This window comes from Curtobacterium guangdongense, from assembly GCF_049341845.1.
In the GTDB taxonomy this organism is placed as follows: domain Bacteria; phylum Actinomycetota; class Actinomycetes; order Actinomycetales; family Microbacteriaceae; genus Curtobacterium; species Curtobacterium guangdongense.
In genome coordinates this window covers 102,185-115,234 of sequence record NZ_JBMPIT010000004.1, presented here as the reverse complement: position 1 = coordinate 115,234, position 13,050 = coordinate 102,185, and the positions used below count along the sequence as shown (strand labels likewise).

Below are 13,050 nucleotides of genomic sequence, written 5' to 3'. Positions count from 1 at the left end.
TCACGCCTTCCGCATGTACGCGCGGACCGTCAGCGGGGCGAACACCGCGACGACGACCGCTGCGCCGACGAGCGAGAACACCAGGTCGCCGCCGACGGCTCCGTGGTTCACGAGCTCACGGACCGCCGTGATGAGGTGCGAGATCGGGTTGACCTCGGAGAACCAGCGCAGCCAGTCCGGCAGCGTGTCGGCGGGGACGAACGCGTTCGACAGGAACGTCAGCGGGAACAGCACGAGGTTCGAGATGCCCGAGACGCTCGACGCGGTGCGGGCGACGACGCCGAAGTACGCGAAGATCCAGCTGATCGCCCACGCGACGACGATGACGAGCAGGCCGGCGAGGACCACCGCGCCGAAGCCGCCCTCCGGTCGGAGCCCCATCGCGAAGCCGGTGATGAACGTGATCGTCGTCGCGATGGCGTAGCGGACGGTGTCGGCGAGCAGCGCTCCGGCGAGCGGGGCGATGCGGGCGATCGGCAGCGACTTGAACCGGTCGAACACGCCCTTGTCCATGTCCTCGCGGAGCTGGACGCCGGTGACGATCGACGACGTGATGTTCGTCTGCACGAGGATGCCCGGGATGATGATCGGCAGGTACGACGCCACGTTGCCGGAGATCGCGCCGCCGAAGATGTACGTGAACATCACCGTGAAGACGATCGGCATGAGCGTCACGTCGAAGAGCTGCTCCGGCGTGCGACGGACCTTGACCAGGCCGCGGTACGCCATCGTGAACGACTGCCGGATCGTGGCACCGATGCCGGTGCCGCCGACCCCGGGTCGCGGGGTGATGCGTGGGGTGGTCGGAGCGGCTGGGGTGAGCGTGGTCATGCGATGCTCCCTTCGAGCTCGCGCTGGGCGTCCTCGTCGGCCGCGTCGGCGGTCGGCTTGCCCGTGATGGTCAGGAAGACCTCGTCGAGCGTCGGCTTCTGCACGCTCATCTCGGCGAGGGAGATGCCCGCGTCGCGGAACGACACGAGCAGGTCGGTGACGCGGTCCGGCTCGGCCATCGGCGCGGTCAGCCGGGAGCCCTCGGGACTCGCGACGGCGTCGACGCCGAGCGTCTGGCGCACGATGGTCCTGGCCGCGTCGAGTCGGAGCGCATCGGCGAGCCGGAGCTGCAGCGACGCGGTGCCGATCGACGCCTTGAGCTCGTCGCCGGTGCCCTCCGCGACGACCCTGCCGTGGTCGATCACCGCGATGCGGTCGGCGAGCTGGTCGGCCTCGTCGAGGTACTGCGTCGTCAGGAGCACGGTGGAGCCGGTCGTGACGAGCTCCCGGATCGTGTCCCACATCTGCGCACGGGTCCGCGGGTCGAGGCCCGTCGTCGGCTCGTCGAGGAAGATGAGGGGCGGCTGGGCGATGAGGCTCGCCGCGAGGTCCAGGCGTCGACGCATGCCACCGGAGAAGTTCTTCAGCGGGCGCTTCGCCGCCTCGGTCAGGCCGAACCGCTCGAGGAGCTCCGCGGACTTCCGCTTCGACTCGGCGCGGGACAGCCCGAGCAGCCGGGAGAACACGACCAGGTTCTCGGTCGCGCTCAGCGTCTCGTCGACGCTGGCGTACTGGCCGGTCACGCCGATCAGCCGGCGGACCTCCTGGGGCTCCCGACGGACGTCGTGGCCGAAGATCCTGGCCTCGCCGGCGTCCGCCTTGAGCAGGGTCGCGAGCATGCTGATCGTGGTCGTCTTGCCGGCGCCGTTCGGGCCGAGCACGCCGTACACGGTGCCGGCCTCGACGCGGAGGTCGACTCCGTCCACGGCGCGGTTCTGCCCGAAGGTCTTGACGAGGCCGGTGGCCTCCACCGCGAGTGGTGTCGTCGTCATCGCAGTTCCTTTCGTCGATGTCGAGGACGATGCTGCCGCCTGGCACTCACACGGCACTGACGCGGCGCTGACATCGGTACCGTTGGGGTGTGAGCGAGACCGACGGGCTGCAGAGCGGGGTGCGGCTGCGGCTCGACCTCGCGTACGACGGCGCCGCGTTCTCCGGGTGGGCCAAGCAGCCGGGGCTGCGGACCGTGCAGGGCGCGCTCGAGGACGCGCTCGCCACCGTGTTCAGCCGCTGGGGGAGCGCGCCGCTCCTGACCGTCGCCGGACGCACCGACGCCGGGGTGCACGCCACCGGACAGGTCGCGCACCTCGACCTGACCGCCGAACAGTGGGGTGCGCTCAGCACGAAGCGGGGATCGGGGCGCTCGCCGCTGGACGGGCTCGTCAAGCGTCTGAACGGGCTCGCCGGGCCGCTCGGGGACGTCGTCGTCAGCAGGGTCTCGGTCGCGCCCGACGGGTTCGACGCCCGGTTCTCCCCGCTCTGGCGGCGCTACGCGTACCGGGTCGCGGACCTCGACGCCCCCCGCGATCCACTCCGTCGTGGACACACGACCTGGTACCCGGGGCATCTCGACCCGGCAGCGATGGAGCGCGGTGCGCTGACGCTGCTCGGGCTGCACGACTTCGCGGCGTTCTGCAAGCCGCGCGACGGCGCGACGACCATCAGGACGCTGCAGGAGTTCCGCTGGGACCGTGAGCCGGACGGCGTGCTGGTGGCGAGCCTCCAGGCCGATGCCTTCTGTCACTCCATGGTGCGTGCGATGGTGGGGGCGACCATCGCCGTCGGCGAGGGCCGCTTCGGACCGGACCGTCTCGAGGAGCTGCGTGTCGCGGGGGAGCGGACCAGTGCGTTCAAGGTCGCACCGGCGCGCGGTCTCACCCTGACCGAGGTGGGCTACCCGGCCGACGACGAACTCGCCGAGCGGGCATCGCAGACCCGGGCGCGGCGCTCTGCACCGTCCGGCTCGGATAGCGTCGGGGGATGAGCTCCCGCGAACCCCGGTCCGTCGTCTCCGTGGCACCAGGGGTGGTCTTCGTCGAGGGGCCCGTGTCGAACTGGGTCGTCCTCGCGGAAGAGGACGGCGTCGCCCTCATCGACGCTGGCTACCCCGCCGACACCGACCTGGTGCTCGACACCGTGCGGTACGCCGGACACGACCTCGACGACCTCCGCCGCGTCTACGTCACGCACGGGCACGTCGACCACGTCGGTGGCATCCCCGGGATCCTCGAACAGCACCCGCACGTCGAGGTCCTGGCGCACGCGGACGAGGTGTCGAACGTGCGAGGACCCTCGCGGCAGCAGGTCACGCCGGCGGAGATCGGCGGCCGGCTGGCGTCGCCACGGGTTCTCCGCTGGCTCGCCCGCGCGATCGGGTCCGACGCGCTCCGGCCGACCACGGTGCCGAGCGTCCGGGCCTTCACGGGAGCGGACTTCGAGGGGCGGGCGATCACGCCGTTCCCCGCGACCGGGCACACCGACGGGTCCACCGCGTACCTCCTGCCGGCCGCGGACGCGATCGTCACGGGGGACGCCGTCGTCTCGCGGCACGACACGCAGCCGGCGTCGTGGACGCCGCGGCCGCGGATGATCACGCCGTTCTTCACGGCGGACCCCGCGGTGGCGCTCGAGTCCGCTCGGGCGCTGCCGATCCCCGAGATCGTGCTGCCGGGGCACGGGCCGGCGGTGCACCGGGTCGGGCGGGAGTGGGTGCCGGTCGGGTCGTGATGTTGTCGAGCGCAATCATTTACCTGGGCGCAACCTGAGGGACTCTGCAGGTCTGTACCGTCTGACCATCCACGTCTCCGACCCGAAGGTCAGCATGCCCAAGATCGTCGGCCGCACTCTGCTGTGCGCCACGGTGGCCGCGACACTCCTCGCAGCGCCACTCGCCTCCGTCTCCGTCGCCAGTGCGAACACCGCCGGCACGGGTCTCGTCATCGCCGAGGCCTACCTGAAGGGCGGCAGCGCGAACGCCGTCTTCAACAAGAAGTTCGTCGAGATCGCGAACCCGACCGACGCCCCGGTCTCGGTCGACGGCTGGTCTCTGCAGTACCGCTCGGCGACCGGCTCGGCGGCGTTCAGCACGAGCGGCCTCGAGGGCACCGTCCCCGCGAACGGGACGTTCCTCGTCACGATGGCGGGCAACGGCGCGACGGGTGCGGAGCTGCCTGCCGCGGACGACACCGCGACCCTGAACACCTCGGGCACCACGGGCACGCTGGTCCTGTCCGACCAGTCCCAGGCGCTCACCCTGCCGACCGGCGCGATCGCAGCGGGCACCGCGGGGGTCGTGGACCTCCTCGGCTACGGCGCGTCGAACACCTTCGAGGGGCACGTGCGCACGGTCGACGGCGGGAACACCGTCCCGAACGGCCTGGTCCGCCAGGGCACGGTCGACAGCGACGACAACGCAGCGGACTTCTCCGTCACGACGACGCTCACGCCGACGAACGCCGCCGGCGAGACCGCGCCGACGACGCCGACGGACCCGACCGACCCGACCGACCCGACGGACCCCGGTGCTCCTGCCGAGGCCGTCACCATCGCGCAGCTGCAGGGCACGACGGACACCTCGCCGTACGTCGGCAAGTCCGTCGTCACCAAGGGTGTCGTCACGGCCGTGTACGCCACCGGTGGGTTCAACGGCTACACCGTGCAGAGCCCCGGCACCGGCGGTGCGATCGACTTCGGCACGCACACCGCGTCCGACGGCGTCTTCGTGTTCTCCTCGGCCACCGCGTCCCAGGTCGCGGCGGGCGACTACGTCGAACTGACCGGTTCGGTGAGCGAGTACTACGGCCTCACCGAGCTGAACGTCGCCGCCGGCGGCATGACGAAGCTCACCGAGACCGTGCCGGCACCGCAGGCCGCCACCGTCGCGTTCCCGTCCTCGGACGCACAGCGCGAGTCGCTCGAGAGCATGCTCGTCGCACCGCAGGGCGACTACACCGTCGCCGACAACTACACGACGAACCAGTACGGCGAGATCGTCCTGGCGTCTGGTACGAAGCGGCTGATCCAGCCCACCGAGGTCGCCCGACCGGGCAGCGCAGCGGCCAAGGCGGTGGAGGCCGACAACGCCGCCCGCAAGGTCACGCTCGACGACGGCGGCAGCACGAACTTCCTGACCCAGGCGAACAAGTCGATCCCGGTGTCCTGGCTGACGCAGGGGCCCGTCACCGTCGGCGCAGCGGCGACCTTCACGAAGCCCGTCGTCCTCGACTACCGCAACGACTCGTGGAAGTTCCAGCCGACGTCGCCGATCACCGGTGCGACGGCGAAGACCGACCTGCCCGCGACGTTCTCGAACGTCCGCACGACGAAGCCCCAGGACGTCGGCGGCGACCTCAAGCTCGCCGGTTTCAACGTCCTCAACTACTTCCCGACGACGGGCGACCAGCTCACCGGCTGCTCGTACTACACGGACCGCGACGGCGACCCCGTCACGGTGAACTCCGGCTGCGACGCCCGTGGTGCCGCCGAGCAAGAGGACTTCGAGCGCCAGCAGGTCAAGATCGTCAAGGCGATCAACGGACTCGGTGCCGACGTCGTCTCGCTCGAGGAGATCGAGAACTCCGCCGAGTTCGGCCAGGACCGTGACGCCGCCGTGGCCACCCTCGTCGGGGCGCTCAACGCCGCGACCGGTGCCGACACCTGGGCGTACGTGAAGTCGCCGAAGACGCTCCCTGCGAGCGAGGACGTCATCCGCCTGGCACTCATCTACAAGAAGGACCGCGTCGCACCCACGGGTGAGTCGACGATCCTCATCGACCCGGCGTTCACGAACGCCCGCCAGCCCGTCGCGGACGCGTTCCGTCCGATCGGGGGCACGGTGGACGACGAGTTCCTCGTGATCGCGAACCACTTCAAGTCGAAGGGGTCCGGCACCGGCGAGAACGCCGACCAGGGCGACGGCCAGGGGGCGTCGAACGCGGATCGCGTGAAGCAGGCGACGGCGCTCGCCGCGTTCTCCACGAAGATGCAGACGCAGTACGGCACCGACAAGGTGTTCATGCTCGGCGACTTCAACGCCTACAGCCAGGAGGACCCGATGGTCGTCCTCGACGAGGCCGGCTACACCGACCTCGGGCCGGCGCTCGACTCGTCGGAGTGGTCGTACGTGTACAGCGGCCTGAGCGGCTCGCTCGACCACGTGCTCGCCTCGCCGGCGGCACTCGCGACGGTGACGGGTGTCGACATCTGGAACATCAACTCGGTCGAGTCGGTGGCCCTGGAGTACAGCCGCTACAACTACAACGCGACGAACCTGTACACCGACGACGTCTACCGGGCGAGCGACCACGACCCGATCCTGGTCGGCTTCGACCTGACCGGCGACACCACCCCGACGGACCCGGGCACGGATCCCACGGACCCGGGCACCGATCCGACCGACCCGGGCACGGACCCGACCGATCCCGGTACCGCTCCGGGTGCCGGTCAGACGCCCGCTCCGTCTCCGGGTGCTGGTTCGACGCCGGTTGCTCCGTCGGAGTCGTCGCTGACGGATGCGACCCGCGGAACGGTCACGGCGCCGTCGTCGGCCCGTGCGGGGGAGACGATCACGATCGGTGTCGGCACGCAGTACGCGGGGCAGCGGGTGAGCGTGTGGATGTTCTCGACACCCACGTTGCTGGGCACGGTGACGGTCGCCGCTGACGGGACGGTGCGGGTGACGATCCCCGCGGATGCGCAGGCTGGGTCGCACCGTCTCGCGGTGACGGCTGCTGACGGGTCGCTGATCGGCTGGACAACGATCCGGATCGATCCGGTGACCGGTGCGCTGGCGTTCACGGGTGCCGACCTGACGGGCGGCATCGCCGCAGCGCTGCTGCTGCTCGCTGCGGGTGCGGGTGTGCTGGTGGCACGCCGCCGCCGCGCCAGCGTCGCGTGACCAGAGGCCGGACGGGAGGCACGGTGCCAGCTGGCACCGTGCCTCCCGTCCGCCGTGAACGCGCGTTCCGACCCATGGCACGCGCGCTGGAAAGCCGAATCGCGCGTAGGTGGTCAGAAGTTCGGGCCTCCTACGTGCGTTTCGACCTCCTACGCGCGAAACGGCCACCCGGACCGAGCCGGTCGCGTTTGACCAGCGGGAGGCCGGTCCGGTAGGCTCTCACCTTGGTCTGCGCGCCGTGTGCGCCGGACAGTCAGATGAGCCCTCCACCCGGGCGTTCCGCCGGCTTCTGCCGCGGGGAACCCCGACCGGAGCGGGATTCACGGACTCCTCACCTCGACACGAAAGCAGCACTCCTGTGACTCGCACGTTCTCACCGAAGCCGGCAGACGTCCAGCACGACTGGATCGTCATCGACGCGACCGACGTCGTCCTCGGCCGTCTCGCCACCCACGCCGCGGCGCTCCTGCGCGGCAAGCACAAGGCCACCTTCGCCCAGCACATGGACATGGGTGACTACGTCATCATCGTGAACGCGGACAAGGTCGCCCTCACCGGCTCCAAGCTCGCGAAGAAGGTCTACTACCGCCACTCGGGCTACCCGGGCGGCCTCACGGCGACCTCCTACCCGGAGATGCTCGAGAAGCACCCCACCCGCGCCGTCGAGAAGGCGATCCGCGGCATGCTGCCGAAGAACACCCTCGGTCGCGAGCAGCTCAAGAAGCTGAAGGTCTACGCCGGCGCGGAGCACCCGCACTCCGCGCAGCAGCCCAAGGCGTACACCTTCGACCAGGTCGCACAGTAGTTCCGGCCACGACGACTTCAAGGACATAGAGAAACTCATGGCTCAGATCGCTGATTCCCTCGACCAGACCCCGGAGAGCTTCACCACGGAGAGCGCACCCGCCGCTGCCGAGGCCGCTCCCCGTCAGATCCTCAACGTCTCCGGCGGTGCCGTCGGGCGCCGCAAGGAGGCCATCGCGCGCGTTCGCCTCGTTCCGGGCTCCGGCTCGTTCACGGTGAACGGCCGTTCGCTGGAGGACTACTTCCCGAACAAGCTGCACCAGCAGCTCATCAACGACCCGTTCAAGGTGCTCGAGCTCCTCGGCGCCTACGACGTGACCGCCCGCATCACGGGTGGTGGCCCCTCGGGTCAGGCCGGTGCCCTCCGCCTCGCGATCGCGCGCACGCTGAACGAGATCGACCGCGAGAACAACCGCGCCACCCTCAAGAAGGCCGGCTTCCTCACCCGTGACGCCCGCGTCATCGAGCGCAAGAAGGCCGGTCTCAAGAAGGCCCGCAAGGCTTCGCAGTTCTCGAAGCGCTAGTCGTCACCGGCTGAAGATCGCAATGCCGCGTCTGTTCGGTACCGACGGGGTTCGTGGTCTCGCCAACGGCGAGCTGACGGCCGCGCTCGCACTGGGTCTTGCCCAGGCGAGCGCGGCCGTTCTCACACACGGACACCACGCTGACGCCCGACGGGCGTCCGGTCGACCGCGCCCCCGCGCGGTCCTGGCGCGCGACCCGCGCGTCTCCGGCGAGTTCCTCGGTGCCGCTGTCGCGGCCGGGCTCGCCTCCGCCGGCGTCGACGTGCTCGACGCCGGGGTCATCCCCACCCCTGCTGCCGCGTTCCTCGTCGCGGACGTCGACGCCGACTTCGGCGTGATGATCTCCGCGTCGCACAACCCGGCGCCGGACAACGGGATCAAGTTCTTCGCAGCGGGCGGCCGGAAGCTCCCCGACGAGGTCGAGGACCGCATCGAAGCCGCGATGCACGACCACTCGGCGCCGACCCCCACCGGCGCCGACGTCGGCCGGATCACCCGGTTCGCCGACGCCGAGGACCGCTACGTCGTGCACCTGCTCGGCACGCTGCCGCACCGTCTCGACGGGCTGCACGTCGTGCTCGACTGTGCGAACGGTGCCGCTGCCGGCGTCTCGCCAGAGGTGTTCGTCAACGCGGGCGCCAAGGTCACGCTGATCGGTGCCGACCCCGACGGCATCAACATCAACGACGGCGTCGGGTCCACGCACATCGACAACCTCGCGCGTGCGGTGCTCGAGCACGGCGCCGACGTCGGCATCGCCCACGACGGCGACGCGGACCGCTGCCTCGCGGTGGACGCCGACGGCAACGCGATCGACGGCGACCAGATCATGGCGATCCTCGCGCTGTCGTTGCAGGAGCGCGGGCACCTGAAGGACGACACGCTCGTCGCGACGGTGATGTCGAACCTCGGACTCAAGCGCGCCATGGCCGACGCGGGCATCACCGTGATCGAGGCCGGAGTGGGCGACCGCTACGTGCTCGAGAAGATGAACGCCGGCGGTTTCTCGCTCGGTGGCGAGCAGTCCGGGCACATCATCTTCCAGGAGTACGCCACGACGGGTGACGGCATCCTCACGGGGCTGCACCTCGTCGCCGAGATGGCGCGCACCGGCAAGACGCTCGGCGAACTCGCGTCGTGCATGACGGTGTTCCCGCAGGTGCTGCTCAACGTGAAGGGCGTCGACCGGCACGGCCTGGCGGACCAGGGCGTGCAGGACGCCGTCGCATCGGCCACCGAGTCGCTCGGTGACACCGGCCGCGTGCTGCTGCGTCCCTCGGGCACCGAGCCCGTCGTCCGCGTCATGGTCGAGGCCGCTTCCCAGGACGACGCCCAGCGCATCGCCGAGGAGCTCGCCGCGGTCGTGTCGGACCGCCTGGCGCTCGACGCCGCGTAGGGGCGTCCGGCCGGCGGCGGCGCGCTTCGCTCTCGCACAACCGAAAGCACCCCGCACCACGTGTTCACGTGGTGCGGGGTGCTTTTCGTTGTGCGAACGGAACCCGGTACGCCCGGACCGGCCAGAGCCCGCGCCCGCCCGCGTCAGATCTTGCGGAGCAAGACCGACGAGACCTTGTGGTCGGCGGCCTTCTTCAGCACGAGCGTCGCTCGGGAGCGCGTGGGGAGCACGTTCTCGACGAGGTTCGGCTCGTTGATCGCGCGCCACACCTGGGTCGCCGTCTCCACCGCGTCCGACCGGGACAGGGACGCGAACCGGTGGAAGAACGAGTCGGGGCTCGAGAACGCCTCCTCTTGCAGGGCGAGGAAGCGGTCGACGTACCAGGACTCGATGTCCTTGGTCTTCGCGTCGACGTAGATCGTGAAGTCGAAGAGGTCCGACAGTGCCAGGCGCCCGTGCACCGGTGGCGCGAGCACGTTGAGGCCCTCCACGATGAGGATGTCCGGCTGCCGCACGACGATCTCGGCGTTCGGCACGATGTCGTAGACGAGGTGCGAGTAGTACGGCGCCCGGACCTCGGTCGCCCCGCTCTTCACCTGGCTGACGAAGCGCAGCAGGGAGCGGCGGTCGTAGGACTCCGGGAAGCCCTTCCGGTCCATGATCCCGCGGCGCTCCAGCTCGGCATTCGGGTAGAGGAACCCATCGGTCGTGACGAGCTCCACGCGCGGGGTGTCCGGCCAGCGCTTCGTGAGTTCGCGCAGCAGCCGCGCGACGGTGGACTTGCCGACGGCGACCGAGCCCGCGACGCCGATGACGAACGGCGTGCGCCCGGCCCGTTCCCCGAGGAAGCGGCTCGTCTCCGCGTGCAGGTTCCGCGCGCCGGCGGCGTAGAGCGTGAGCAGGCGGGAGAGGGGGAGGTAGACCTCCTGCACCTCCTGCATGTCGAGGCGGTCACCGAGGCCGCGCAGCTGCACGATCTCCGTCTCGGTCAGGGAGAGGTGCTCCTTGGGGGCCAGCTGCGACCACTCCCCGCGGGGGATCTCCACGAAGGGGGTGGGGTGCGCGACGGCGGTCTCCGGGATCGGCATGGGAACGAGCGTAGCCAGCCGGGAGGCCCGTGGTGCGTGACGCGCGCTGGCAGGCCGACCCGTGCCTCCCGTCTGGTGCCGTGGTCGCGCCCGGCGCGACGGCTCAGGCGGGCAGGGCCGCCTCGATGGCCGCGATCACCTCTGGCGCGTCCGGCTTCGTCGTCGGGCGGAACCGCGTGACGGTGCCGTCCGGCGCCACCAGGAACTTCTCGAAGTTCCAGATCACGCGACCGGCCTTGCCGGAGGCGTCCGGCGTCTGCTTGAGCTCCTTGTAGAGCGGGTGCGCGCCACCGCCGTTCACCTTGACCTTCTCGGACATCGGGAACGTCACGCCCCACGTGGTGGAGCAGTACTCGTCGATCGCCTCGGACGAGCCGAGCTCCTGCAGGAACTGGTTGCTCGGGAACCCGAGCACCGTGAAGCCCCGCGGGCCGTAGGTCTTCTGCAGCTCCTCGAGCTGCTCGTACTGCGGTGCGAGACCGCAGCGCGACGCCACGTTCACCACGAGCACCGCCTTGTCCGCGTAGGCGCCGAACGTGGTGTGCTCACCGTGCAGCGTCGTGATGTCGATTGCGTCGAAACGTCCCATGACGATCACGGTATCCCGCACGATCCGCGGCCTCGCAGGGAGCGGGCCGAGCCGCATCGTAGGATCGGTCCCATGTGTGGAATCGTGGGCTACGTCGGCACCAACAGCAGCACGGACGTGCTCCTCGGTGGACTCCGTCGGCTCGAGTACCGCGGGTACGACTCGGCCGGCATCGCGGTCATCGACCCGGCAGGCGACCTGTCCTCGGCGAAGAAGGCCGGCAAGCTGCAGGCCCTCGTCGACGAGCTCGACGAGCACCCCATCGCCGACGGCGGGACGGGCATCGGGCACACCCGCTGGGCGACCCACGGCGGTCCCACGGACGAGAACGCGCACCCGCACCTCGCCGACGACGGCAAGCTCGCGCTCATCCACAACGGCATCATCGAGAACTTCTCCGCGCTCCGCGACGAACTCGCGGCCGAGGGCGTCGTGTTCCTCAGCGAGACCGACTCCGAGGTCGCGGCGCACCTCGTCGCCCGGGCGTTCCGCGAGACCGGCGACCTGACGACCGCGATGCAGCGGACCGTGCAGCGGCTCGAGGGTGCGTTCACGCTCCTCGTCGTGCACGCCGACCAGCCCGGCGTCGTCGTCGGCGCCCGCCGGAACTCGCCCCTGGTGGTCGGGCTCGGCGACGGCGAGAACTTCATGGGCTCCGACGTCGCCGCGTTCGTCGCGTACACGCAGCGCGCGCTGTCGATCGGGCAGGACGAGATCGCCACGATCCGCCCCGACGGCGTCGACGTCATCCACTTCGACGGCACCCCTGCTGATCGCAACGAGTTCGAGGTGAACTGGGACGCGTCGGCCGCGGACAAGGGCGGCTGGTCCTCCTTCATGGCGAAGGAGATCAGCGAGGAGCCGGAGGCGGTCGCGAACACGATCCTCGGCCGCGTGCACGACGGCGCCGTGACGCTCACCGACCTCGACCCGATCGCGGAGCGCCTGCAGCAGGTCGACCGCGTCATCGTCATCGCCTGCGGCACCGCCGCGTACGCCGGCATCCTCGGCAAGTACGCCATCGAGCAGTGGGCCCGCATCCCGGTGGAGGTCGAGCTCGCGCACGAGTTCCGCTACCGCGACCCGGTGTTGGACGACCGCACGCTCGTCGTCTCGATCAGCCAGTCCGGCGAGACGATGGACACGCTCATGGCCGTCAAGTACGCGCGTGAGCAGGGCGCGCAGGTCCTCTCGATCTGCAACACCCAGGGCGCCACCATCCCGCGCGAGTCCGACGCCGTGATCTACACGCACGCCGGCCCCGAGGTCGCGGTCGCGTCGACGAAGGCGTTCCTCGCGCAGGGCGTCGCGCTGTACCTGCTCGGGCTGCACCTCGCGACCCTCCGCGGCACGCTGACGACCGAGCAGATCGCCGAGCAAGTCGCGGAGCTCGAGTCGCTCGCGCCGAAGCTGCAGCAGACCATCGAGGACGCCTCCGGGGTCGCCGAGCTCGCGAAGTGGATGGCCGACACCCGGAGCGTGCTGTTCCTCGGTCGCCACGTCGGGTACCCGATCGCGCTCGAGGGCGCGCTGAAGCTCAAGGAGCTCGCGTACATCCACGCCGAGGGCTTCGCCGCCGGTGAGTTGAAGCACGGTCCGATCGCGCTCATCGAACCGGGCCAGATCGTCTTCGTCATCGTGCCGTCGCCCCGTGACGCCCGATCGCTGCACCCGAAGGTGGTGTCGAACATCCAGGAGATCCGCGCGCGCGGTGCCCGGGTGATCGCGATCGCCGAAGAGGGCGACGCCGCGGTGCTGCCGTTCGCCGACGAGGTCCTGCGCATCCCGCTCGCGACCCCGCTGTTCGAGCCGCTGCTCGCCGTCGCGCCGCTGCACATGTTCGGCATGGAACTCGCCGCGGCCAAGGGCCTCGACGTCGACCAGCCGCGCAACCTCGCGAAGTCGGTCACCGTCGAGTAGTC

11 protein-coding genes are annotated in these 13,050 nt (G+C 70.3%); 7 read left to right on the top strand and 4 right to left on the bottom strand.

Annotation, left to right across the window (positions count from 1 at the left end; genetic code table 11):
* Entirely contained in the window at positions 1-831 is an 831-nt protein-coding gene (locus tag ACO0E1_RS07090; protein ID WP_422873553.1) for an ABC transporter permease, read from the bottom strand.
* Positions 828-1,823, bottom strand: coding sequence for an ATP-binding cassette domain-containing protein (locus ACO0E1_RS07085; RefSeq protein ID WP_402727247.1), 996 nt, complete (start codon positions 1,821-1,823; stop codon positions 828-830). Before ACO0E1_RS07085 ends, ACO0E1_RS07090 begins: the two co-directional genes overlap by 4 nt.
* Positions 1,824-1,912: 89 nt before the next feature.
* Here ACO0E1_RS07085 and ACO0E1_RS07080 point away from each other — a divergent pair, with 89 nt between their 5' ends.
* From ACO0E1_RS07080 to glmM, 6 genes are all read left to right on the top strand, one after another.
* The gene (locus ACO0E1_RS07080) at positions 1,913-2,815 is read left to right on the top strand and encodes a tRNA pseudouridine synthase A (RefSeq protein WP_422873552.1); all 903 of its coding nucleotides are present in this window, start codon (positions 1,913-1,915) and stop codon (positions 2,813-2,815) included.
* On the top strand, positions 2,812-3,558 hold the full coding sequence (locus ACO0E1_RS07075; protein ID WP_422873551.1) for an MBL fold metallo-hydrolase: 747 nt from the start codon (positions 2,812-2,814) through the stop codon (positions 3,556-3,558). The genes ACO0E1_RS07080 and ACO0E1_RS07075 overlap by 4 nt, the downstream gene beginning before the upstream one ends.
* A 94-nt stretch (positions 3,559-3,652) precedes the next feature.
* Positions 3,653-6,727: an ExeM/NucH family extracellular endonuclease gene (locus ACO0E1_RS07070; RefSeq protein ID WP_422873550.1), complete on the top strand. Its 3,075-nt coding sequence runs from the start codon at positions 3,653-3,655 to the stop codon at positions 6,725-6,727.
* Between the two features lie 358 nt (positions 6,728-7,085).
* Positions 7,086-7,532, top strand: coding sequence for a 50S ribosomal protein L13 (gene rplM, locus ACO0E1_RS07065; protein ID WP_022906970.1), 447 nt, complete (start codon positions 7,086-7,088; stop codon positions 7,530-7,532).
* 37 nt (positions 7,533-7,569) lie between these two features.
* Positions 7,570-8,055 (top strand): 30S ribosomal protein S9, encoded by a 486-nt coding sequence (rpsI, locus tag ACO0E1_RS07060; protein WP_281265988.1) that lies wholly within the window; start codon positions 7,570-7,572, stop codon positions 8,053-8,055.
* Between the two features lie 22 nt (positions 8,056-8,077).
* A complete protein-coding gene (gene glmM, locus ACO0E1_RS07055) occupies positions 8,078-9,451 on the top strand; it encodes a phosphoglucosamine mutase (protein ID WP_422873549.1) in 1,374 nt (457 codons plus the stop codon).
* 143 nt (positions 9,452-9,594) lie between these two features.
* Here the strand turns inward: glmM and coaA are convergent, their stop codons facing one another.
* Complete coding sequence (gene coaA / locus ACO0E1_RS07050; protein WP_402727241.1) at positions 9,595-10,539, bottom strand: type I pantothenate kinase; 945 nt, start codon at positions 10,537-10,539, stop codon at positions 9,595-9,597.
* 103 nt (positions 10,540-10,642) lie between these two features.
* Positions 10,643-11,128 (bottom strand): glutathione peroxidase, encoded by a 486-nt coding sequence (locus ACO0E1_RS07045; RefSeq protein WP_422873548.1) that lies wholly within the window; start codon positions 11,126-11,128, stop codon positions 10,643-10,645.
* 72 nt (positions 11,129-11,200) lie between these two features.
* On the opposite strand from ACO0E1_RS07045, the gene glmS reads away from it, so the two are divergent.
* On the top strand, positions 11,201-13,048 hold the full coding sequence (glmS, locus tag ACO0E1_RS07040; RefSeq protein WP_422873547.1) for a glutamine--fructose-6-phosphate transaminase (isomerizing): 1,848 nt from the start codon (positions 11,201-11,203) through the stop codon (positions 13,046-13,048).
* The last annotated feature ends 2 nt before the right edge of the window (positions 13,049-13,050 follow it).